General features: G+C 72.7%; 19 protein-coding genes. 15 read left to right on the top strand and 4 right to left on the bottom strand.

All coding sequences use genetic code 11. The features are described 5' to 3' along the window. Window positions 1–179: 179 nt before the first annotated feature. Window positions 180–1,175, top strand: coding sequence for a PHB depolymerase family esterase (locus ABZ883_RS13595; RefSeq protein ID WP_360905777.1), 996 nt, complete (start codon window positions 180–182; stop codon window positions 1,173–1,175). A gap of 15 nt (window positions 1,176–1,190) precedes the next feature. On the opposite strand, the gene ABZ883_RS13590 is transcribed toward ABZ883_RS13595, so the two are convergent. Continuing rightward, window positions 1,191–1,730, bottom strand: coding sequence for a DUF1697 domain-containing protein (locus ABZ883_RS13590; protein WP_360905776.1), 540 nt, complete (start codon window positions 1,728–1,730; stop codon window positions 1,191–1,193). 102 nt (window positions 1,731–1,832) lie between these two features. Between ABZ883_RS13590 and ABZ883_RS13585 the strand changes: the two genes are divergently transcribed. The 12 genes from ABZ883_RS13585 to ABZ883_RS13530 all read left to right on the top strand — a co-directional run bounded on the left by ABZ883_RS13585 (window position 1,833) and on the right by ABZ883_RS13530 (window position 17,472). Next, window positions 1,833–3,059, top strand: a complete 1,227-nt coding sequence (locus tag ABZ883_RS13585) for an AAA family ATPase (RefSeq protein ID WP_360905775.1) — start codon at window positions 1,833–1,835, stop codon at window positions 3,057–3,059. Between the two features lie 11 nt (window positions 3,060–3,070). Next, on the top strand, window positions 3,071–3,475 hold the full coding sequence (locus ABZ883_RS13580; RefSeq protein WP_360905774.1) for a nucleotide pyrophosphohydrolase: 405 nt from the start codon (window positions 3,071–3,073) through the stop codon (window positions 3,473–3,475). A 218-nt stretch (window positions 3,476–3,693) separates the two neighbouring features. After that, complete coding sequence (locus ABZ883_RS13575) at window positions 3,694–4,149, top strand: DUF6099 family protein (RefSeq protein ID WP_360905773.1); 456 nt, start codon at window positions 3,694–3,696, stop codon at window positions 4,147–4,149. A 166-nt stretch (window positions 4,150–4,315) separates the two neighbouring features. Continuing rightward, a complete protein-coding gene (locus ABZ883_RS13570) occupies window positions 4,316–5,239 on the top strand; it encodes an LLM class F420-dependent oxidoreductase (protein WP_360905772.1) in 924 nt (307 codons plus the stop codon). A gap of 47 nt (window positions 5,240–5,286) precedes the next feature. Then, window positions 5,287–6,189 carry a homocysteine S-methyltransferase gene (mmuM, locus tag ABZ883_RS13565; RefSeq protein WP_360905771.1) on the top strand — a complete coding sequence of 301 codons (903 nt, stop codon included), beginning with the start codon at window positions 5,287–5,289 and terminating at the stop codon, window positions 6,187–6,189. A gap of 51 nt (window positions 6,190–6,240) precedes the next feature. Next, window positions 6,241–7,725 carry a 3' terminal RNA ribose 2'-O-methyltransferase Hen1 gene (locus ABZ883_RS13560; RefSeq protein ID WP_360905770.1) on the top strand — a complete coding sequence of 495 codons (1,485 nt, stop codon included), beginning with the start codon at window positions 6,241–6,243 and terminating at the stop codon, window positions 7,723–7,725. Continuing rightward, the gene (locus ABZ883_RS13555; protein ID WP_360905769.1) at window positions 7,722–10,268 is read left to right on the top strand and encodes a polynucleotide kinase-phosphatase; all 2,547 of its coding nucleotides are present in this window, start codon (window positions 7,722–7,724) and stop codon (window positions 10,266–10,268) included. Before ABZ883_RS13560 ends, ABZ883_RS13555 begins: the two co-directional genes overlap by 4 nt. 75 nt (window positions 10,269–10,343) lie before the next feature. Beyond that, window positions 10,344–11,567, top strand: a complete 1,224-nt coding sequence (locus ABZ883_RS13550; protein WP_360905768.1) for an arginine deiminase — start codon at window positions 10,344–10,346, stop codon at window positions 11,565–11,567. Window positions 11,568–11,870: 303 nt separating this feature from the next. Continuing rightward, window positions 11,871–13,037, top strand: coding sequence for an alanine--tRNA ligase-related protein (locus ABZ883_RS13545; protein ID WP_360905857.1), 1,167 nt, complete (start codon window positions 11,871–11,873; stop codon window positions 13,035–13,037). A gap of 235 nt (window positions 13,038–13,272) precedes the next feature. After that, window positions 13,273–14,298: an ornithine carbamoyltransferase gene (gene argF / locus ABZ883_RS13540; RefSeq protein ID WP_360905767.1), complete on the top strand. Its 1,026-nt coding sequence runs from the start codon at window positions 13,273–13,275 to the stop codon at window positions 14,296–14,298. Window positions 14,299–14,374: 76 nt separating this feature from the next. Further along, entirely contained in the window at window positions 14,375–15,202 is an 828-nt protein-coding gene (locus ABZ883_RS13535) for an enoyl-CoA hydratase family protein (RefSeq protein WP_360905766.1), read from the top strand. 2 nt (window positions 15,203–15,204) lie between these two features. Further along, a complete protein-coding gene (locus ABZ883_RS13530) occupies window positions 15,205–17,472 on the top strand; it encodes a bifunctional salicylyl-CoA 5-hydroxylase/oxidoreductase (protein ID WP_360905765.1) in 2,268 nt (755 codons plus the stop codon). 6 nt (window positions 17,473–17,478) lie between these two features. Here the strand turns inward: ABZ883_RS13530 and ABZ883_RS13525 are convergent, their stop codons facing one another. The 3 genes from ABZ883_RS13525 to ABZ883_RS13515 form a co-directional block, all read right to left on the bottom strand. Further along, on the bottom strand, window positions 17,479–18,060 hold the full coding sequence (locus ABZ883_RS13525; RefSeq protein ID WP_360905764.1) for a Uma2 family endonuclease: 582 nt from the start codon (window positions 18,058–18,060) through the stop codon (window positions 17,479–17,481). Window positions 18,061–18,155: 95 nt separating this feature from the next. Continuing rightward, window positions 18,156–18,968 carry a PaaX family transcriptional regulator C-terminal domain-containing protein gene (locus ABZ883_RS13520; RefSeq protein WP_360905763.1) on the bottom strand — a complete coding sequence of 271 codons (813 nt, stop codon included), beginning with the start codon at window positions 18,966–18,968 and terminating at the stop codon, window positions 18,156–18,158. 4 nt (window positions 18,969–18,972) lie between these two features. After that, window positions 18,973–20,583, bottom strand: coding sequence for an AMP-binding protein (locus ABZ883_RS13515; RefSeq protein ID WP_360905762.1), 1,611 nt, complete (start codon window positions 20,581–20,583; stop codon window positions 18,973–18,975). A gap of 95 nt (window positions 20,584–20,678) precedes the next feature. Between ABZ883_RS13515 and ABZ883_RS13510 the strand changes: the two genes are divergently transcribed. Together ABZ883_RS13510 and ABZ883_RS13505 are read left to right on the top strand one after the other, a co-directional pair. Next, window positions 20,679–21,788 carry an acyl-CoA dehydrogenase family protein gene (locus tag ABZ883_RS13510; RefSeq protein ID WP_360905761.1) on the top strand — a complete coding sequence of 370 codons (1,110 nt, stop codon included), beginning with the start codon at window positions 20,679–20,681 and terminating at the stop codon, window positions 21,786–21,788. Continuing rightward, window positions 21,785–22,183, top strand: coding sequence for a RidA family protein (locus tag ABZ883_RS13505; protein ID WP_360905760.1), 399 nt, complete (start codon window positions 21,785–21,787; stop codon window positions 22,181–22,183). Before ABZ883_RS13510 ends, ABZ883_RS13505 begins: the two co-directional genes overlap by 4 nt. Window positions 22,184–22,248 lie beyond the last annotated feature (65 nt).

The raw sequence follows: 22,248 nt of genomic DNA, 5'->3' as shown, positions 1-22,248 counted from the left end.
AGGTGTACCAGCCCGTGCACCGCTTCGGCCTCGACGTCCCTGCCAGGAGGTCGCGGCCCCCCGTCGAGCCGCGGGCGGAGACCGTTCCTGACCGCGGCACCGGACACCACGCCGGGGCCGCGCGCTGTGGTGCCCCGTCCCATGTCGCGCCGGGGGCGGGGCACTTACCGTCCGACACCATGACCACTCACGCAGCAGCACATCGCACGGGCCGCCTGCGCGCGGTCCTGCTCGTCCTGGTCGCGGCGCTCGCCGCCGCCTTCCTGCCCACCACCGCCGCCAAGGCCGCGGGGGCCATCGAGGAGGTGACCGGCTTCGGCGGCAATCCGGGGGCGCTGAGGATGTACCGGTACGTCCCCGCCGGGCTCCCCCAGGGACGCCCCGTCGTCGTCGCGTTGCACGGCTGCACGCAGAACGCCCGCGACTACGGGACGCAGAGCGGGTGGACGGCCCTCGCCGACCGGTGGGGCTTCTCCGTCGTCCTGCCCGGCCAGACCACGGCCAACAACATCAGCCAGTGCTTCGACTGGTTCCAGCCCGGGGACATCGCCCGCGGCCAGGGCGAAGCCGCGTCCATCCGGCAGATGACCACCCGTCAGATCGCCGACACGGGCGCCGATCCCACGCGTGTCTACGTGACCGGGCTGTCCGCGGGCGGTGGCATGACCGCGGTCATGATGGCCGCGTACCCGGACGTGTACGCGGCCGGAGGCGTCGTGGCCGGCCTGCCCTACGGGTGCGCACAGGCCGCGGGATCGCCGTACGTGTGCATGTACGTCGGTGCGACGCAGACGCCCCGGCAGTGGGGCGACCGGGTACGCGCCGCCTACCCCGGGTACACCGGGCCGTGGCCGAGGCTGACGGTCTTCCAGGGAACGGCCGACTACACGGTCAAGCCCGTCAACATGGACGATCTGGTGCGGCAGTGGACGGACGTCCACGGCGCGGACCAGACCGCCGATACGAGCGACACCGTCGCCGGCTTCCCGCACCGCACGTACAAGGACCCGTCCGGTGCCCCGGTCGCGGAGACGTACAGCATCACCGGCATGGGACACGGACAGCCCGTGGACCCCGGTACCGGCGCGGCCCAGTGCGGGACCGCCGCCCCCTATGTGCTCGATGTCAACCTGTGTGCCGCCGCGCGGCTCGGGCAGAGCTGGGGGCTGGGCTGATCACCGCCGCCCGGGTCACCCCCCGGCCATCGCGGCCAGCTTGGTGACGGTGTTCCAGTTGCGGGCCGTGGCCGTCAGGCCCAGTCGCTTCTCCCAGAAGGCGTGCGAGAGGCGGGTCTTCTGCACACCGTCGGGGCAGTGCACGTAGATCTCCCGCTCGCCCGGGCGGAAGTCGTCCGGGGCGAAGTCCGCGGGGTCGAGGCCGGCGATGCGGTCCGGTTCCACCGGGCCGGACAGGAAGGTGACGAGGAAGCGCGCCGGGTTGACGCCGGTCATGTCGAACGGATTGCGTTCGATCACCGTGCGCAATCCGGCCGCCTCGCGCACCACACACGGCACGTCGCGGCCGAACTCGCCGCGGATCGCCTTCTCCAGTTCGTCGGCGAGTGCCACCGGATCGGCGCGGTCGTGGTCGAACAGCGCGTTGCCGCTCTGGAGATGGGTGCGCACCCCCGTGCCGCCGATGCCCTCCAGCAGCATCCGCAGATCCTGCATGGGCAGTCTGGTCGTCGGCCCGACATTGATCCCGCGCAGGAGCGCCACGTATCCGGTCACCACGCCACATTAACGACGGGCTCGCGAGAGGTACCCACTTTCGGAGGACCGGTGGCCCGGCGTAACGGTTCGCCACCCCGCGGCACCGATACGTTCGCGAGCATGAGCACGAACAGTCACCGGCCTTCCGTGACCGAGTTGCGGCTGTCCGCCTTCAAGTCGCACCGCGGCGCGAGCTTCCCCCTCGGCCCCCTCACCCTGCTCGCCGGGCCGAGCGGATCGGGCAAGTCGAGCGTGCTGGAGGCGCTGGGCGTGCTCGGGCAGCTTGCCGCCGGGGAGGAACTCGAAGCGGTCTTCGACGGGGTGCGCGGAGGAGTCGCGGCCTGTGTGCCGGACGGCGCCCAGCCGGACGCCGAGGGCCGGCGCGGATTCCGCATCGGCTGCACAGTGCAGGGCCCGGTCGGTCCGGTGCAGCTCGATGTCGCCGTGCAGACCGAGCCCGAACTGCGCATCGTGGGCGAGCGGTTGGTCGGGGCCGGGGAGACACTGCTGTCCACGGCGCTGCGTGATCCCGGCCGGCGCCAGGTCCAGGCGGCCTGGCACACGGCGGGCCTGGTCCCGGTCACCCGGGCACCCCTGCCGGACGACCGACTGGCCACCTCCCTTCTGCCGCTGCGCGTCGCGGGGACGACGGAGGGGCAGCGCCTGGTTCTGGCGGCGGCGGAGCAGGTCGTGCTGGCGCTGCGCGGGGTCTTCCCCGTCGATCCGCGCCCCCAGGGCATGAGGACTCCCGCCGCGGTGTCGGACGGGATGCTGCGCGGCGGCTGCGACAACCTGTCGGCGGTGCTGCGCCGCACGCAGGGCGAGTGCCGCACCCGGCACGCCGCGCTGGTGGGTGCCCTCCGGGAGGTGTGCAGGCCGCCCGTGGAGGGACTGACCGTGGTCCCGGGGACGCGACCGGAACCGGGCACCGACAGCGTGCTGGCGGCGATCGACCGGGGGCCGGCCGGGCTGGTGCCGGTGGACCGGCTCGGTGACGGGGAGCTGCGCTTCCTGGCCCTGGCCCTGGTCCTGCTCACCGGCCCGGGAGTGCTGGAGGTCGACACCAGCGGCGAGGTGCCGGACGCGGTCCAGGTGCTGACCGTCCTCGCCGACGGCCTGGACACCGGCCTGGACCGCGCGCAGTCCCGGAAACTGCTCGACCTCGCGCGGCAGGTGGCCGAGCGCGGTCACATCAGGCTGGTGGGAACGGTCCACGACGAGACGGTGGCGGAGGGCGCGGACGGCGTCACGCTGCTGCGCCTCGGGACCCCGGTGGAGGACCGGGAACGCGTCCCGGTCCAGGGAACGGGGCCGGACTCGGAGCGCACCGGCGCCGCGATGCGGTAGACCTTGCCGGTGTGACCGAGGATCTGCACGCCCTGCAGCGCCGCCTCGCCGCCTTCGCGGCAGCCCGGCACTGGGAGGGCTACCACACGCCGAAGAACCTGGCCGTGGCGCTGAGCGTCGAGGCGTCCGAGCTGCTGGAGATCTTCCAGTGGCTCACGCCCGAGGAGGCGGCCCGGGTGATGGAGGACCCGGAGAGCGCGCACCGGGTACGGGACGAGGCCGCGGACGTTCTCGCGTATCTGCTGCAGTTCTGCGAGGTGCTGGGCGTCGATCTCCTGGCCGCGCTCTCGGCGAAGATCGACAGGAACGAAGGGCGCTTCCCGCTGCCGGCCGCCGCGTCGCGGGAACCGGAACGGCCCGCGGTCGCCGGGCAGTCGGAGAGCCCGCCGCCGGACGGGGAGGGGCTCGGGGGCTGAGGCGACCGGGCCGTCCCGCTGTCCGCCCGCCGTCGTCCACCCGCGATCGGTGGCGCGCGTGGGATGGGGACGGTCGCCGGATTTCCTCGATCGGGTGAGCGAGTTTTCCACAGGCGCGATGTTGTCCACAGTTCCGCACCGGGCCCTTTCGCCGAGGATCTCGATCCGTCACGCTGAGTGACGAATCGGAGTCTCAGGGTCTCAGGCGGAGGTGCGACATGGACGCGGTACGACTGATCCGGGCGACGCGGGACGCGCTGCGGAGCGGCGGGGCGGAGCGCGATCTGATGGCCGAGGCATGGCAGGCCCAGGCGCTGACACAGGCGATCGGCAGCCACCTCGCTCTGCACGGGCCCCCGGAGCTGCGCACACTCGGTTTCTGGGTGTGCGAGGCGAGCGGCCGGGCCTGCGGTTCGACGGGGCCGCCCGGCGCGGGCACCGGTCCGCTGCGGGCCGCGATACTCACCGAGGTCCGCGAGCCGGCGGACGCGCTGCGCGAACTGCGCCTCCTCCTGGCGGAACTCTGCATGGCCCTGGTGTCGGTCGCGTGCACGGCCGAGTCCGAGACCGAGTACTGGCAGTGCATCGAGGCGGTCGACGCCGCCGACGAGTCCAAGGACCGGGTCGGCGCCCTGCTGCGCGCGGTCGAGTCATCGCGGCGGCACAGCGCGTGATCCGGGGCGACGTGCGACCCGGATGCCTGGTTGTAGGCGACAGACATCGTCAACTCCCCTTCGCCTATGGGGAATCAGCGGACATTCACCTCGCAGGGGGCGCCGGTGCGGTCCCGGAGCCGTCGGTCGGCGATCACTTTCGCGGCACGGGGTGCAGGATGGAACCATGGATCTTCGAATCTTCACGGAGCCCCAGCAGGGGGCCACCTACGACACCCTTCTCACGGTCGCCAAGGCCACGGAGGAGCTCGGCTTCGACGCCTTCTTCCGCTCCGACCACTACCTGAAGATGGGCGGGGTGGACGGCCTTCCCGGACCCACCGACGCCTGGATCACCCTGGCCGGCCTCGCCCGCGAGACCTCCCGCATCCGGCTCGGCACGCTGATGACGGCCGCGACCTTCCGGCTGCCGGGCGTGCTCGCCATCGAGGTGGCGCAGGTGGACCAGATGTCCGGAGGGCGCGTCGAGCTGGGCATCGGGGCCGGGTGGTACGCGGAGGAGCACGCCGCGTATGGCATTCCGTTCCCGAAGGCGAAGTTCGCGCGCCTGGAGGAGCAGCTCGCCGTCATCACCGGCCTGTGGTCCACGCCCGTCGGGGAGACCTTCGACTTCGACGGCAAGCACTACACGGTCAAGGACTCGCCCGCGCTGCCCAAGCCGGCCCAGACCAAGGTGCCCGTCCTCATCGGCGGGCACGGCGCCGAGCGGACGCCGCAGCTCGCCGCCCGCTACGCCGACGAGTTCAATCTGCCCTTCGGATCGCTGGAGGACACGGCCCGGCAGTTCACCCGGGTGCGGAAGGCGGCCGAGGAGCACGGCCGAGGCAAGGACGACATCGTCTACTCCAACGCCCTGGTGGCGTGCGTCGGCAAGGACGATGCCGAGGTGGCACGGCGTGCCGCCGCAATCGGCCGCGAGGTCGACGAGCTCAAGGCCAACGGCCTGGCCGGTACGCCCGCCGAGGTCGTCGAAAGGATCCACCGCTACGCGGAACTCGGCGCGAGCCGCTTCTACCTCCAGATTCTCGACCTGTCCGACCTCGACCACCTGGAACTGATCGCCTCGGGCGTCCAGTCGCAGCTGGACTGACCGGGCACCGCCCCGGCACACCGCACCAGCAGGAAGGAGCACCCGCGATGTCCCTGCCGACCAGGCCCTTGGCGCAGGCACTCGCCGAGGGGGCCGTGGTCCTCGACGGCGGCCTGTCCAACCAGCTCGCCGCACAGGGCTGCGACCTGTCCGGCGAACTCTGGTCCGCCCGGCTGCTCGCCGACGACCCGGCGCAGATCGAGGCGGCGCACACGGCCTACGTCCGGGCGGGCGCGCGGGTGCTCATCACCTCCAGCTACCAGGCGACCTACGAGGGCTTCGCACGGCACGGCACGGGCCGGGACGAAGCGACCGGTCTGCTGCGGCGCAGCGTCGAACTCGCCAGGACCGCGGCGGACCGGGTGGAGGAGGAGGTGTGGGTGGCGGCGTCGGTCGGCCCGTACGGAGCGATGCTGGCGGACGGCAGTGAGTACCGCGGGCGCTACGGCATGAGCGTCGCGGAACTGGAGCGATTCCACCGTCCGCGGATCGAGACCCTGGCCGAGGCCGGGCCCGATGTGCTGGCGCTGGAGACCGTGCCGGACACCGACGAGGCCGAGGCGATGCTGCGCGCCGCCGGCGGGCTCGGGGTGCCCGTGTGGCTCACCTACACCGTCGAGGGGGACGCGACCCGCGCCGGCCAGCCGCTGGAGGAGGCCTTCGGGATCGCCGCCGGCAGCGAGGCCGTGATGGGTGTCGGCGTCAACTGCTGCTCCCCGGCGGACGTGGACCGGGCGGTGGGGACGGCGGCCGCGTCGGGGACACCGGTCGTGGTGTACCCCAACAGCGGTGAGGCATGGGACGCGACGGACCGCGCCTGGCGCGGCGGTTCGTCCTTCGACCCGGAGCGGATACGCGACTGGGAGAAGGCCGGGGCCCGGCTCATCGGCGGGTGCTGCCGGGTCGGTCCCGGCGCGATATCCGCCCTGGCGGCCTCCCTCGGCCGCTGACCCCCGGAAAACCGCTGGTCGAGGCGGGCGTGGCACAGCGATACTCGGGCGGTGTTCCTGACGATATCGACCACCGGCAGCAGTGCCGCGCCCGCGACGGACCTCGGCTTCCTGCTGCACAAGCACCCGGAGAAGACCCAGGTCTTCTCGACCTCCTACGGCGACGCCCATGTGTTCTACCCCGAGGCGTCCGAGCAACGCTGCACGGCGGCACTGCTTCTGGAAGTCGATCCCGTGGCGCTGGTGCGGCGCGGCAAGGGCAAGGGCCGTGGCGGCGCACCCGACTCCGCGCTCGCGCAGTACGTCAACGACCGCCCGTACGCGGCGTCGTCACTGCTCGCGGTGGCCTTGCGCACCGTCTTCGCCAGCGCGCTCCGGGGCGTGTGCGACGCGCGTCCCGAGCGCGCGGCGAACCCGCTGCCGCTGAGGATCGGCATCCCGGCCGTTCCGGCGCGCGGTGGCGCCGCCCTGGTGCGGCGGCTGTTCGAGCCGCTGGGCTGGACGGTCGAGGCCGAACCGGTCGTGCTGGACGCGCAGTTCCCCGCCTGGGGCGACTCGCGGTACGTACGGCTGGTGCTGGAGGGCGAACTGCGGCTCGCCGAGGCACTGCGTCATCTGTATGTGCTGCTGCCGGTGCTGGACGACGCCAAGCACTACTGGGTGTCGCCCGACGAGGTCGACAAGCTGCTGCGCATGGGGGAGGGCTGGCTCGCCGGCCACCCCGAGCAGCGGCTGATCACCAGCCGCTACCTCGCCCGGCGTTGGTCGCTGACCCGGCAGGCCATGGACCGGCTGGAGCTGGCCCGGCTGGCCGAGGCCGACGACAGCGAGCCCGAGGCACTGGACAACGCCGTGGACGAGGAGGTGGACACCGAGGAGAAGCCGGTTCCGCTGGCCGTGCAGCGGCGCGAGGCGATCCTGACGGCGCTGCGTGCCGCAGGCGCCGCCCGTGTCCTGGACCTCGGCTGCGGGCAGGGGCAACTGGTCGGCGAGCTGCTGAAGGACGCGCGCTTCACCGAGATCGTCGGTGTCGACGTCTCGATGCGGGCGCTCGGCGAGGCGACTCGGCGGCTGCGCCTGGACCGCATGGGCGACCGCCGGGCCGCGCGCGTGCGCCTGATGCAGGGCTCGCTCGCCTACACCGACACCCGGCTCAAGGGGTACGACGCCGCGGTCCTCAGCGAGGTCGTCGAGCACTTGGACCTGCCGCGGCTGCCGGCCCTGGAGTACGCGGTCTTCGGCGCGGCACGGCCCACGACGGTGGTCGTGACCACGCCGAACGTCGAGTACAACGTGCGCTGGGAGACGCTGCCGGCCGGACACGTCCGGCACGCCGACCACCGCTTCGAGTGGACCCGCGAGGAGTTCCGCACCTGGGCCGGCGAGGTGGCGCGGCGGCACGGGTACGAGGTCCGCCATGTCCCCGTCGGGCCGGACGACCCCGAGGTCGGCCCGCCCACCCAGATGGCAGTTTTCACCACGGCCACGACCACGACCACGACCGTGACCACGACCGCGAAGGAGGCGGTGGCATGACCGGCAAGCGCACCCTGCCCGTGACCGACCTGTCCCTTGTGGTCCTGATCGGCACCACCGGCTCGGGCAAGTCCACCTTCGCCCGGCGCCACTTCAAGCCCACGGAGGTGATCTCCTCCGACTTCTGCCGCGGCCTGGTCAGCGACGACGAGAACGACCAGAGCGCCACCGGCGACGCCTTCGACGTCCTGCACTACATCGCGGGCAAGCGGCTGGCCGCCGGCCGGCTCACCGTCGTCGACGCCACGAGCGTCCAGCAGGAGAGCCGCCGCCAACTGGTCCGGCTCGCCCGCGAGTACGACGTCCTGCCCATCGCGATCGTCCTGGACGTCCCCGAGCAGGTCTGCATCGAGCGCAACGCCACGCGACCCGACCGCGCCCACCTGCCGCGGCACGTCGTGCAGCGGCAGCAGCGCGAACTGCGGCGCTCCCTGCGGCAACTGGAGCGCGAGGGCTTCCGCAAGGTGCACATCCTGCGCGGCGTCGAGGAGGTCGACGCGGCCGAGGTCGTCCTGGAGCGCCGCTTCAACGACAAGCGCGAGCTCACCGGCCCGTTCGACATCATCGGCGACGTCCACGGCTGCAGCTCCGAGCTGGAGACCCTGCTCGGCAAGCTGGGCTACGCCGACGGCGTGCACCCCGAGGGCCGTACCGCGGTCTTCGTGGGCGACCTCGTCGACCGGGGACCCGACAGCCCGGGCGTGCTGCGCCGCGTCATGGGCATGGTCGCCTCCGGCAGCGCCCTGTGCGTGCCGGGCAACCACGAGAACAAGCTCGGCCGCTATCTCAAGGGCAAGAAGGTCCAGCACACCCACGGACTCGCGGAGACGATCGAGCAGCTGGAGAAGGAGGACGCGAAGGACCCCGCCTTCCGGGAGCAGGTCCGGGAGTTCATCGACGGACTGGTCAGCCACTACGTTCTCGACGGCGGCAAGCTGGTGGTCTGCCACGCCGGCCTGCCCGAGAAGTACCACGGCCGCACCTCCGGCCGGGTGCGCTCGCACGCCCTCTACGGCGACACCACCGGCGAGACCGACGAGTTCGGCCTGCCCGTGCGCTATCCGTGGGCCGAGGACTACCGCGGCCGTGCCACCGTCGTCTACGGCCACACGCCGGTGCCGGACACCTCGTGGATCAACAACACGATCTGCCTGGACACCGGCGCGGTGTTCGGTGGCCGGATGACCGCCATGCGCTGGCCCGAGCGGGAGATCGTCGACGTGCCCGCGGAGCGGGTCTGGTACGAGCCGGCCAAGCCGCTGGCCGCCGAGGCCCCCGGCGGTCACGACGGGCGCCCGCTGGCGCTCGCGGACGTCACCGGCCGCCGCATCGTGGAGACCGCGCACCACGGCCGGGTCGCCGTCCGCGAGGAGAACGCGGCGGCCGCGCTGGAGGTCATGAGCCGGTTCGCCGTCGACCCGCGCCTGCTGGCGTACCTGCCGCCGACGATGTCGCCGTGCGCGACCTCGCAGGTCGAGGGGTACCTGGAGCACCCGCACGAGGCGTTCGCCGCCTACCGCGAGGACGGCGTGCGCGAGGTGCTGTGCGAGGAGAAGCACATGGGCTCCCGCGCGGTGGCCCTGGTCTGCCGCGACGCCGAGGCGGCCCGTGCCCGCTTCGGGGTGGCCGACGGCGTCACCGGCACCCTGCACACCCGCACCGGACGGCCGTTCTTCGACGACCCGGTCGTCACGGAGGCGGTGCTCGACCGGCTGCGGACCGCCGTCACCGCCGCCGGCCTGTGGGACGAGCTCGGCACCGACTGGCTGCTGCTCGACGCCGAGCTGCTGCCCTGGTCGCTGAAGGCCTCGGGCCTGCTGCGCAAGCAGTACGCCGCCGTGGGCGCCGCCTCCGGCGCCGCCTTCCCGGAGGCACTCGCCGCGCTGGAGGCAGCAGCGGCGCGCGGCAGCGACGTGACCGGGCTGCTGGACCGGCAGCGCGAGCGCGCCGTGGACGCCGCGGCCTTCACGGAGGCGTACCGGCGCTACTGCTGGACGACCGAGGGGCTGGACGGGGTGCGTCTCGCGCCGTTCCAGATCCTGGCCGCCGAGGGCCGCAGCCTGGCCGCGCTGCCGCACGACGAACAGCTCGCGCTGATCGACCGGCTGGTCGCGGGCGACCCGACGGGCCTGCTGCGGGAGACCCGGCGGATGCTGGTGGACACCGGTGACGAGGAGTCGGTGGCCGCGGGCACCCGCTGGTGGCTGGAGATGACGGAGGCCGGCGGAGAGGGCATGGTCGTCAAGCCGCTGCGGGCGCTGCTGCGCACCGAGGACGGCAACCGGCTGGTGCAGCCCGGCATCAAGTGCCGGGGCAGGGAGTACCTGCGGATCATCTACGGTCCCGAGTACACCCGGCCCGACCAGCTGGCGCGTCTGCGCTCCCGGGCGCTCGGCCACAAGCGCTCGCTCGCGCTGCGCGAGTACGCCCTCGGCCTGGAGGCCCTGGACCGGACCGCGGCGGGTGAGCCGCTGTGGCGGGTGCACGAGGCGGTGTTCGCCGTCCTGGCGCTGGAGTCGGAGCCGGTGGACCCCCGGCTGTGAGGGATCAGGGGCGGGCACGCGAGTGCCCGCCCCTCCCGGGCGGTAAACCCCGGCCAAGTGGGAATGTCTAGCCCCATGGCATTCCATGTGGACTCCGAGGCCGGGCGGCTGCGCAGCGTCATCCTCCACCGCCCCGGCCTGGAGCTGAAGAGGCTCACGCCGTCGAACAAGGACGCCCTGCTCTTCGACGACGTCCTGTGGGTGCGCCGGGCGCGCGCCGAGCACGACGGCTTCGCCGACGTGCTGCGCGACCGGGGGGTGACGGTCCACCTCTTCGGGGACCTGCTGTGCGAGTCGCTGGCCCTCCCCGAGGCCCGGCGCCTGGTCCTCGACCGGGTCTTCGACGAGAAGGAGTACGGGCCGGTCGTCACCGACCATCTGCGTGCCGCCTTCGAGGAGCTGACCGCCGCCGAGCTGACCGAGGCGCTGGTCGGCGGCATGACCAAGCGGGAGTTCCTGGCCCGGTTCGCCGAGCCGACCTCGGTGCGCTTCCACGTCATGGAGCTGGACGACTTCCTGCTCAATCCGCTGCCGAACCACATCTTCACCCGGGACACCTCCGCCTGGGTCTACGACGGTGTGAGCATCAACGCGATGCGCTGGCCCGCCCGCTGGCACGAGACCGTCCACTACGAGGCGGTCTACCGGCACCACCCGCTCTTCGCCGGCACGGGCTTCCATGTGTGGTCGGAGGGCCAGGCGGCCTACCCCTCCACCATCGAGGGCGGCGACGTGCTGGTGATCGGCAACGGTGCCGCGCTGATCGGCATGAGCGAGCGCACCACTCCGCAGGCCGTGGAGATGCTGGCGCAGCGGCTGTTCGACGCCGGTTCGGCGACCAGCATCGTGGCGCTCGACATGCCCAAGCGGCGGGCCTTCATGCACCTGGACACCGTGATGACCATGGTGGACGGCGACACCTTCACCAAGTACGCGGGGCTCGGCATGCTGCGTTCGTACACCATCGAGCCGGGCGTGGGGGAGCGCGACCTGAAGGTCACCGACCACCCGCCGGAGCACATGCACCGCGCGATCGCCGCGGCCCTGGGCCTGGACGACATCCGGGTCCTGACCGCCACCCAGGACGTGCACTCCGCGGAGCGCGAGCAGTGGGACGACGGGTGCAATGTGCTGGCGGTGGAGCCCGGGGTGGTCCTGGCGTACGAGCGCAACAGCACCACCAACACCTTCCTGCGCAAGCGCGGCATCGAGGTGATCGAGATCCCCGGGAGCGAGCTGGGCCGGGGGCGTGGCGGTCCGCGCTGCATGAGCTGCCCCGTCGAGCGCGACGCCGTGTGACGCCTCGGTGACGACGCGGCGGTGACCGGGAGCTCCGGCCGGTAAATCATGTGCCCCGTGGACACCGGTGGGGTTACCCTCGCCCCATGAACGTCATGGGCCGAAGCACCACCGCGACCGCGCGAGCGACCAGCTCGCCGGTTGCCGCCGCCTGACGTACGTCCTGCTTCCACCGGCGACCGGAAACGGTCCGCCGCTGGCTCCATGGCTTCCCCGCCCCGGTTCCGACGATCGTGCGGACTGTTGTCCGGTGCCTCCCCGCTGCACACGCGAAGGAGTCATCCCATGCACACCGACCGGATCATGAGCACCGATCAGATCGTCCGCACGTTCCTCGAGTACTACCAGGAGCGCGGCCACCGCCGGATCACCGGCTCGACCCTGCTGCCGCCGCCCGGGGACCCGGTGCTGTTCACCACATCGGGCATGCATCCGCTCACCCCGTACCTCGAGGGGCGCCCGCACCCGCTCGGCAGGCGACTGGTCAACCTGCAGCGCTGCCTGCGCACCACGGACCTCGACGAGGTCGGCGACAGCACGCATCTGACCGTCTTCGAGATGCTCGGCACCTGGTCGCTGGGCGACTACGAGGGCCCGTCCAGCCTCGAGTGGGGCTACGGACTGCTCACCGAGGGGTTCGGCATCGATCCGGGCCTGCTCCATGCCACGGTTTTCGCCGGAGACGAACGGACCGGCCCGGACACCGGCTCCCTGGAGGTGTGGCAGAGGCACGGGGTGCCGGTGGAGCTCACCGTCGAGGACAACTGGTGGTCCAACGGACCGACCGGGCCGTGCGGCCCCGACTCGGAGATCTTCCTGTGGACCGGCGACACCCCGCCGCGGTCCACACCGACCGGGGACGACCGCTGGGTGGAGGTGTGGAACCACGTGATGATGCGGCACCGGCGGCTCGCCGACGGTTCGCTCGTGCCGCTCCCTCAGCGCAATGTCGACACCGGCCTCGGCCTGGAACGGCTGGCCTCGTTGCTGCAGGGGCGGTCGTCGGTGTTCGAGTGCGACGTCTTCGATCCCTGGCGCCGCGTCGTCCCGGTCCTGTGGCCGCTGGACGAACCGTCGCTGCGGCTGGCCTACGACCATCTGCGCTCGGCCGTGGTGGTGATCGGCGACGGGACGGTCCCGGGCAACACCGGTCGCGGCTATGTGCTGCGCCGGCTGATCCGGCGGGTGCTCACCGTGCTGCGGCGGGACGATCCGTCGCGCAGCCTGGGCGACCTGCCGGACGAGCCGGTGCGGCACACGCTGGACCACTTCCGGCAGGACATGGACGGGGACACCGTGCGCCGGGTGCTGCTGGAGGAGGAGCAGCGCTTCGGCCGGCTCCTGGAGCGCGGCCGGCAGGTGCTGGCCCGCCCCCGGTTCCGTGGCCCGCTGGACGAGGAGGACTTCCGCTACCTCCACGACACCCACGGCCTGCCGCGCGACCTCGTCCTGGGCCTCCGGCCGGAGTGACGGCCCGGGCCGCGGCGGTGCATCCGGGTGGTCCCGCGGCGAGGAGGCTGTGACCCGGCGTGCCGTTCGGTGCGGCCGATGCCGTGCCGACACGAGAGTGGGCACGCCGGGTCACGGCGGCGTCACCCACTCTTCATCGCGAGACTCTGTATAAACATGCGAATTTACGTATAGACTTCCATGTCATCGATGTACGCGTGTTCGGCACCCGGCCGACGACGACCTAGGAGCCCCCATGGCCATCGACCTCACCGGTCGCCCCTTCCTCAAGGAGCTGGACTTCGCCCCCGAGGAGTTCCGCGCCCTGGTGGAGCTGGCCGGCGAGCTGAAGGCGGCCAAGAAGGCGGGCGCCGAGGTGCGGCGGCTGGCGGGCCGGAACATCGCGCTGATCTTCGAGAAGACCTCGACCCGCACCCGTTGCGCCTTCGAGGTCGCCGCCGCGGACCAGGGCGCCGCCACGACCTATCTGGATCCCGCCGGTTCCCAGCTCGGCCACAAGGAGTCGGTCAAGGACACCGCCCGTGTGCTGGGCCGCATGTTCGACGGCATCGAGTACCGCGGCACCGGCCAGGAGGTCGTCGAGGAACTCGCCGCGCACGCCGGGGTCCCGGTGTGGAACGGGCTCACCGACCAGTGGCACCCGACCCAGATGCTCGCCGACGTCCTCACCATGACCGAGCACTCCGGCCGCCGGGCCGGCGACGCGGCCGGCATCGCGTACGCCTACCTCGGCGACGCCCGCTCCAACATGGGCAACTCCCTGCTGGTCACCGGCGCCCTGCTGGGCATGGACGTGCGCATCGCGGCCCCGAAGGGTCTGTGGCCGGACCCGTCGGTGGTCGCCGAGGCGCACCGTCTGGCCGCCGCCACCAGCGCACGGGTGACGCTCACCGAGGACGTCGCCGAGGGCGTGGCCGGCGCGGAGTTCGTCCACACCGACGTCTGGGTCTCGATGGGCGAGCCCAAGGAGGTCTGGGACGAGCGCATCGCGCTGCTCGCCCCCTATGCGGTGACCGCGGACGTCCTGCGCGCGACGGGCCGTGCGGACGTGAGGTTCATGCACTGCCTTCCGGCCTTCCACGACCTCGGCACGAAGGTGGGCCGGGAGATCCACGAGCGGCACGGGCTCACCTCCCTGGAGGTCACCGACGAGGTCTTCGAGTCCCCGCAGTCGGTCGTCTTCGACCAGGCGGAGAACCGGATGCACACCATCAAGGCGGTCCTCGTCGCCACCCTCGGGGGCGCCACGTCTATCGCGTAGTCGTGACGGCAGTCACGAAGGAGTGATAACTTCGCAGTGAAGGCAGTCTGCCTCCCCCGCGAAGGAGGACGTGCCCATGAGCCCCTACCGAGGCTCCGCAGGCCGCACCGAGGAATGGCGGCACCTGCGGGTGGACCGGGCCGACGGCATCGTCACCGTCACCCTCGACCGTCCCGACCGGCTCAACGCGCTCACCTTTGGCGCCTACGCCGATCTGCGCGACCTGCTCACCGAACTGCCGCACGACGGCGACACCCGCGTCCTGGTGCTCGCCGGCGCCGGGCGCGGCTTCTGCTCCGGCGGTGACGTGGACGAGATCATCGGCGCGACCCTCGCCATGGGCGCGGGCCAGTTGCTGGACTTCACCCGCATGACCGGGCAGGTCGTCCGGGCCATCCGCGAGGCACCCTTCCCGGTGATCGCGGCCGTGCACGGCGTCGCGGCGGGCGCCGGGTCCGTCATCGCCCTCGCCTCGGACTTCCGGGTGGTCGAGCGCTCCGCCCGCTTCGCCTTCCTCTTCACCAAGGTGGGCCTGGCCGGCGCCGACATGGGCGCCGCCTATCTGCTGCCCCGCATGGTGGGCCTCGGTCACGCCACACGGCTGCTCATGCTCGGCGACACCGTCGGCGCCGCCGAGGCCGACCGCATCGGCCTGGTCAGCGAACTCGTCGACGACGGGCAGGCCGACGCGAGCGCCGCCGCCCTCGCCAAGCGCCTGGCCGCCGGGCCCGCGCTGGCGTACCAGCAGACCAAGGCGCTGCTCACCGCCGAACTCGACATGCCGCTGGCCGCCGCCGTGGAGATGGACGCCGCCACCCAGGCGCTGCTGATGACCAGCGCCGACTACGCCGAGTTCCACGCGGCGTTCACCGAGAAGCGCAGCCCCAACTGGAAGGGCCGTTAGCCGTGCGCGTGGCCATCATCGGCGGCGGCCCCGGCGGTCTGTACGCGGCCGCGCTGCTCAAACGCCTCGACCCCGAGCGGGATATCACCGTCTGGGAACGCGGCGCGCCGCAGGACACCTTCGGTTTCGGGGTCGTGCTGTCCGACGAGACGCTCGGCGGCATCGAGCACGCCGACCCGGTCGTCTTCCGCGCCCTGGAGGGTGAGTTCACCCGCTGGGACAACATCGACGTCCACCACCGCGGCCGCGTCGTGACCTCCGGCGGCCACGGCTTCGCGGCCGTGGACCGGCGCCGGCTGCTCACGATCCTGCACGACCGCTGCCGTGCCCTCGGCGTGACGGTCCGCAGCCGCGAACTCGCCCCCGCCGCCGCGGAACTCGCCGGCACCCACGACCTCGTCGTCGCCGCCGACGGCGCCAACAGCGCCACCCGAGGCGCCCACGCCGCGACCTTCCGCCCGGCCCTGACCGGCCACGGCTGCCGCTACATCTGGCTCGCCACCGACCTCGCGCTCGACGCCTTCCGCTTCGAGATCGTGGAGACCGAGCACGGGATCATACAGGCCCACGGCTACCCGTACCGGCCGGACGCCGCCACGTTCATCGTCGAGATGCGCGAGGACGTGTGGCGTCGCGCGGGCCTGGACCGCGCGGACGAGACGGAGTCCATCGCCCGCTGCGAGAAGATCTTCGCCGACGCGCTCCGCGGCCACTCCCTGCGCGGCAACCGCTCCCGCTGGGGCGCCTTCACCACCGTCGTCAACGAGCGCTGGCACCACGAGAACATCGTGCTGCTGGGCGACGCCGCGCACACCGCGCACTTCTCCATCGGCTCCGGCACCAAGCTCGCCATGGAGGACGCCCTCGCGCTCGCCGCGTCACTGCGCGAACAGCCGGACATCCCCCGGGCCCTGGCCGCGTACGAGGCCGAGCGGCGGCCCGTCGTCGCCAGCACCCAGCGGGCGGCCCGGGCGAGCCTCGAGTGGTTCGAGCACCTGGAGCAGTACGCGGCCCAGCCGCCGCGGCAGTTCGCGTTCAACCTGCTCACCCGCAGCCGCCGCGTCACCCACGACAATCTGCGGCTGCGTGACACGGACTTCGCCGCCGCCGTCGAGCGGGACTTCGGCACGGACCCGGACACCCCGCCGATGTTCACCCCGTTCACCCTGCGCGGGCTGACCCTGCGCAATCGCGTCGTCGTCTCCCCGATGGACATGTACTCCGCCGCCGACGGCGTCCCCGGCGACTTCCACCTCGTCCACCTGGGCGCCCGCGCCCTGGGCGGCGCGGGCCTGGTCATGACCGAGATGGTCTGCGTCAGCCCCGAGGGCCGCATCACCCCCGGCTGCGCGGGCCTGTGGAACGACGAGCAGGAGGCGGCCTGGGGCCGCGTCACCGACTTCGTCCACACCCAGCCCGGGGCCGCGGTCGGCCTCCAGCTCGGCCACAGCGGCCGCAAGGGATCCACACGCCTGATGTGGGAGGGCATCGACCAGCCGCTCCCGGACGGCAACTGGGCACTGGCCGCGCCCTCCCCGCTGCCGTACCGCCCCGGCACCAGCCAGATCCCGCACGCCCTGGACGCCGGCGGACTCGCCCGCATCCGGCAGGAGTTCACCGAGTCCGCGCGGCGCGGCGCCCGGGCCGGCTTCGACCTGCTGGAACTCCACTGCGCCCACGGCTATCTGCTCTCCGGCTTCCTCTCCCCGCTCACCAACCGCCGGACCGACGCCTACGGCCGGGGCCTGGCCGGGCGGTTGCGCTTTCCGCTGGAGGTCTTCGACGCCGTCCGCGAGGTCTGGCCGGCCGACCGGCCCATGACGGTGCGCATCTCCGCCACCGACTGGGCCGAGGGCGGCACCACCGCCGAGGACGCCGTGGAGATCGCGCGGGCCTTCGCCGATCACGGAGCCGACGCCATCGACGTCTCCACCGGCCAGGTCGTCCCCGACGAACGGCCGGACTTCGGCCGCTCCTACCAGACCCCGTTCGCCGACCGCATCCGCAACGAACTCGGCGTCCCCGTCATCGCCGTCGGCGCCATCTCCTCGTGGGACGACGTCAACTCCCTGCTCCTCGCGGGTCGCGCGGACCTGTGCGCACTGGCCCGCCCGCATCTGTACGACCCGCACTGGACCCTGCACGCCGCCGCCGACCAGGGCTACACCGGCCCGGGCGCACCGTGGCCGCTGCCGTACCAGGCGGGCAGCCGCAAGCCGCCCACGGGACGTACGGACGCGCCGAGGCCCCGCCTGACGCTGGACGGGTGAGGGGCGTCAGGCGAAGACGGAGGTGTCCAGGGAGAACGCGAACGGCTCGGGCAGGTCGAGTGCCTTGCCGAACAGGACGCGGATGTCCTGGCGGTAGTCCCCGGCGTCCGGCTCGCTGTAGAGGGCGACGGTGCCCTCGGTGCGGTCGACCAGGAGGTAGAAGGGGATCCCGGCCGCCGCATAGCCGCGCCTTTTCGGGCCGCGGTCCTTGTCCGGACGGGTCGACGTGACCTCGACGGTCATCACGACGCCCTCGGGGACGGCCCATGACTCCTTGCCGGCGAACAGTCCCTCGGGACCCACCGTCAGATCCGGGATGAAGCGGCCTGCCGGAGTGATGAGCCCTCTCGTCCCGGACGCGTAGAAGTCGGCGGGGGACTTGCGGATCATCTGGCGGACGAAGCGTCCCAGGATGTCCTCGTGGTCTCCGTCGGGCGGCGGGGTCACGACGATCTCCCCCTCGATGAGCTCGGCGCGGTAACCCTCGGGCACCGTGAGGTCGAGGAAGGCGCCGAGAACGGCGTCACCGCCGGAGTCCGAGCGTTCGGTCGCGGGCAGTGCCATTTCGCGTACCTCCTCGATCGTCATGGTTCCGCTCCGGTGTGGTCAGGTTATGCCGCCCGATGAGGGCAGGCGGTGCATCTGTTCCAACGATCACCCGCGGCGTCGGTCACGTCATGCGATCAGCGGACCGCCAGGAACGCCGCTCCCGCGTCCCGGAGCCGTTCGTGCAGGTCGTGGAAGACCGCGGCGCTCCTGCCGCCGGGCCAGTCGCCGGGCAGCAGGGCGGCGGGCAGGCCGGGGTCGGCGTAGGGCAGCCGGCGCCATGAGTCGAGGGCGCGGAGGTAGTCGGCGAAGGCGTCCTGGGCGGGGGTGGTGCGGCGGGGGGCCCAGCGGCGCAGGACGGGCTCGTGGGCGTCGAGGAAGGCGAGGTGGAGCTTGGCGATGCCGTCCAGGTCCCACCAGCGGCGCACCGCCGAAGCGGTCGGCTCGAAGCCCAGGTGGGTGCCCGTGAAGAGGTCCACGTACGTGTCCAGGCCGAGGCGGCGCAGGGTGTGCCCGGCCTCGTCGTACAGGCGGGCGGGGGCGATCCACACGCCGGGCGCGGCGGTGCCGAAGCCCAGGCGGGCCAGCCGGGAGCGCAGCAGATGGCGCTTGTGGCGCTCGCTCTCCGGGACCGAGAAGACCGCGAGCACCCAACTCTGGTCGGCCGCCGCGTCGTCCGGGCGCCCGTAGATGCGCCGGTCGCCGTCGGCGAGCAGTTGCCGCGCGTCGTCGGAGAGGGCGTACCCGGCGGCCCCGTCGACGCGGTCGGGGGCGAGCAGGCCGCGCCGCTTGAGCCGGGAGACCGCGGAGCGGACCGACTGCGGGTCGACGTCGAGTGCGCCCATGAGCCGGATCAGTTCGGCGACCGGGATGCGGCCGTCCCACTCCCCGGTCCGCCCGTAGGCACCGAAGTAGGTCACGATCAGCGAACTGGGAGTGTGCTCGGTCACGCGATCACTGTAGGTCGCGCAGCCGGAAGCGTTGCAGCTTCCCCGTGGGTGTGCGCGGCAGGCCCGGGAGGAACCGTATCTCGCGCGGGCACTTGTAGCCCGCGATCTCCTCCTTGACGAAGGCGCGCAGCGCCTCGGCCGTTCCGGTGCGTCCGTCCTGCGGCAGCCCGTCGCGCAGGACGACGAAGGCCCGCACGACCTGCCCGCGGCTCTCGTCGGGGACGCCGATCACCGCGGCCTCGCGGACGTCGGGGTGGCGCAGGAGGGCCTCCTCGACCTCGGGGCCCGCGATGTTGTACCCGGCCGAGATGATCATGTCGTCGGCGCGGGCCACGTAGCGGAAGTAGCCGTCCGGTTCGCGCACGTAGGTGTCGCCGGTCAGGTTCCAGCCGTCGCGCACGTAGTCGCGCTGCCGGTCGTCCGCCAGGTAGCGGCAGCCGGTCGGGCCGCGCACGGCGAGCAGTCCCGGCTCGCCGTCCGGCAGTTCGGTGATCGTCAGGGGGTCGACCACGCGGGCCTCGTAGCCCGGCACGGCGACGCCGGTGGTGCCGGGGCGGACGGCGTCGTCGGCGGCGGAGATGAAGATGTGCAGCATCTCGGTGGCGCCGATGCCGTTGATGATGCGCAGTCCGGTCGCCTCGTGCCAGGCCTGCCAGGTCGCCGCCGGCAGGTTCTCGCCCGCGGAGACGCAGCGCCGCAGGGAGGACAGGTCGTGTTCGCCGGGGAGTTGCAGCATCGACCGGTACGCGGTGGGCGCCGTGAAGAGCACGCTGACCCGGTGGGCGGCGACGGCCCGCGCCAGCTGCTCGGGTCCGGCCTGCTCCAGCAGCAGTGTCGACGCCCCGGCGCGCAGCGGGAAGACGACGAGCCCGCCGAGCCCGAAGGTGAAGCCGAGCGGCGGGCTGCCCGCGAACACGTCGTCGGCGCGCGGTCGCAGGACGTGCGCGGAGAAGGTGTCGGCGATGGCGAGGACGTCCCGGTGGAAGTGCATGCAGCCCTTGGGCCGGCCGGTGGTGCCCGAGGTGAACGCGATGAGCGCGACGTCGTCCGCGGACGTGGCCACGGCCTCGAAGCGGTCCGGCTTGGCCGCGGACAGCCGCAGCAGGTCGTCGGACGCCTCCCCGCCGTACGTCGCGATCCGCAGTCCCGGCACCTCGGCCTTGGCGAGGTCGTCCACCGACCGGATGTCGCACAGCGCGTGCCCCACGGCGGCGATGCCGCAGATCGTGGCCAGCTCCTGGGACCGGTGCGCCGCCAGCACGGTGACCGCGACGGCCCCGGCGTTCATCACCGCGAACCAGCACGCCACCAGCCACGGCGTGGTCGGTCCGCGCAGCAGCACGCGGTTGCCGGGCACCACACCGAGGTCGTCGACGAGCACGTGCGCGATGCGGTCGGCGGCGGCGCGCAGGTCGTCGTACGACCACACCTCGCCGCCCGGCATGCGCAGGCACGGGGTCTCGGGGGCGCCCCCGGCGAGCAGTTCGGCGCCGCAGTTGAGCCGGTCCGGGTACGCCAGGGAGGGGAGGTCGCAGGAGAGGACGGGCCACTGGTCACGCGGCGGGAGGTGCTCCCGCGGATAAGTGTCCACGTGTGCGGATGGCAGCAGGTCCATGGCGGGTTCGCCCCTCGTTGGCACCTGGTTGCGGACGGATTCAGCGTAACGTGTTTGTGACGGCAGTCAACGGTACGCGATACGGGAGGTGCCCCGTGGCATCGTTCGCGCTCGACCCGGAACAGCTCAAGTGGTGTGCGCAGGTGCGCGAATGGGCCGCGGAACGGCTGCGGCCGCTCGCGGAGGCGGGTGAACCGGGCCGCGTCAACCGGCCGCTGCTCACCGCACTCGGTGAACTCGGCCTGCTCGACCGCCTGTTCTCCGGTACCGCACTCGACCTCTGCCTGCTGCGGGAGTCCATGGCCCGCGAGTGCACCGAGGCCGAGACCACGCTCGCGCTGCAGGGCCTGGGCGCGCACGCCCTGTTGGGGTCCCCGGACCTGGCCGGCCGCTGGATCCCGCGCGTCGTCTCCGGGGAGGCGGTCGCCGCGTTCGCCCTCACCGAACCCGGTGCCGGCTCCGACGCCGCCGCCCTGGAACTCGCCGCGGAACCCGCCCCCTCAGGCGGCGGTTGGCGGCTCACCGGCGAGAAGTGCTGGATCTCCAACGCCCCCGACGCCGACCTGTACACCGTCTTCGCCCGGACGACCCGCGGGGCGGGCGCCCGTGGTGTCACCGCCTTCGCCGTGCCCGCCGACCGCCCCGGACTCGGCGGGGAACGGCTCGACATGCTCTCCCCGCACCCGATCGGCCGGGTGTCCTTCGACGCCGTCCCGGTCGGAGAGGCGGACGTGATCGGAGAGGTGGACCGCGGCTTCCGCGTCGCCATGACCACCCTCAACCGCTTCCGGCCGAGCGTGGGGGCCTTCGCCGTGGGCATGGCGCAGGCCGCCCTGGACGCGGCCACCGCCCACGCCGCGTCCCGTACGGCCTTCGGCGGCCCGTTGAAGGACCTCCAGGCCGTCTCCCACGGCCTCGCCGAGATGGCCACCCGCACCGAGGCCGCCCGCCTGCTGGTGTACGCGGCCGCCGAGGCGTACGACACGGGCTCGCCCGGCACGGCGCGCAGCTCCGCCATGGCCAAGCTGTTCGCCACCGAGACCGCCCAGTTCGCCGTGGACACCGCCGTCCAGATCCACGGCGCCGTCGCGCTGGAGCGCGGCCATCTGCTCGAACACCTCTACCGAGAGGTCCGCGCACCGCGGATCTACGAAGGTGCCACCGAAGTCCAGCGGTCGATCATCGCCAAGGAGCTCTTCGCATGACCCTGCAGCGCGTCAACCCGCCCGAACTCTCGCCGCCCACCGGCTTCAGCCACGCCGTCACCGCCACCGGCCGCACCCTGGTGCTCCTCGCGGGGCAGACCGCGCTCGACCCCTCCGGGAAGATCGTCGGGGACACCCTCCCGGAACAGTTCGAGCGGGCCCTGGCCAATCTCCTCACCGCGCTGCGCGCGGCCGGCGGCACACCCGCCGACCTCGCCCGCCTCACCGTCCACACCACCGACGTCGCCGCGTACCGGGCGCACGCGCCCGAACTCGGCTGCCTCTGGCGGGACCTGGCGGGCCGGGAGTACCCCGCCATGGCCGTCATCGGCATCACCCGGCTGTGGGACGAGGAGGCCATGGTCGAACTCGACGGCCTCGCGATGCTGGCCTAGCCAGGGGCGGTCCGGAGCCCGTGGGGCGGCGGAGTTCCGCAGCGGCTGCCCCGGCACCAGGACCG

This window comes from Streptomyces sp. NPDC046977 (genome assembly GCF_040644455.1).
Taxonomy (GTDB): Bacteria; Actinomycetota; Actinomycetes; order Streptomycetales; family Streptomycetaceae; genus Actinacidiphila.
The sequence above is the reverse complement of the archived record's forward strand: the minus strand, read 5'-3'. Positions and strand labels throughout refer to the sequence as shown.

Excerpts from the sequence above, each read along its gene's own strand:
- ABZ883_RS13595 (WP_360905777.1), top strand. The coding sequence starts at position 180 with ATGACCACTCACGCAGCAGCACATCGCACGGGCCGCCTGCGCGCGGTC.
- ABZ883_RS13585 (WP_360905775.1), top strand. The coding sequence starts at position 1,833 with ATGAGCACGAACAGTCACCGGCCTTCCGTGACCGAGTTGCGGCTGTCC.
- ABZ883_RS13575 (WP_360905773.1), top strand. The coding sequence starts at position 3,694 with ATGGACGCGGTACGACTGATCCGGGCGACGCGGGACGCGCTGCGGAGC.
- ABZ883_RS13570 (WP_360905772.1), top strand. The coding sequence starts at position 4,316 with ATGGATCTTCGAATCTTCACGGAGCCCCAGCAGGGGGCCACCTACGAC.
- mmuM (WP_360905771.1), top strand. The coding sequence starts at position 5,287 with ATGTCCCTGCCGACCAGGCCCTTGGCGCAGGCACTCGCCGAGGGGGCC.
- ABZ883_RS13555 (WP_360905769.1), top strand. The coding sequence starts at position 7,722 with ATGACCGGCAAGCGCACCCTGCCCGTGACCGACCTGTCCCTTGTGGTC.
- ABZ883_RS13550 (WP_360905768.1), top strand. The coding sequence starts at position 10,344 with ATGGCATTCCATGTGGACTCCGAGGCCGGGCGGCTGCGCAGCGTCATC.
- ABZ883_RS13545 (WP_360905857.1), top strand. The coding sequence starts at position 11,871 with ATGAGCACCGATCAGATCGTCCGCACGTTCCTCGAGTACTACCAGGAG.
- argF (WP_360905767.1), top strand. The coding sequence starts at position 13,273 with ATGGCCATCGACCTCACCGGTCGCCCCTTCCTCAAGGAGCTGGACTTC.
- ABZ883_RS13535 (WP_360905766.1), top strand. The coding sequence starts at position 14,375 with ATGAGCCCCTACCGAGGCTCCGCAGGCCGCACCGAGGAATGGCGGCAC.
- ABZ883_RS13525 (WP_360905764.1), bottom strand. The coding sequence starts at position 18,060 with ATGACGATCGAGGAGGTACGCGAAATGGCACTGCCCGCGACCGAACGC.
- ABZ883_RS13515 (WP_360905762.1), bottom strand. The coding sequence starts at position 20,583 with ATGGACCTGCTGCCATCCGCACACGTGGACACTTATCCGCGGGAGCAC.
- ABZ883_RS13505 (WP_360905760.1), top strand. The coding sequence starts at position 21,785 with ATGACCCTGCAGCGCGTCAACCCGCCCGAACTCTCGCCGCCCACCGGC.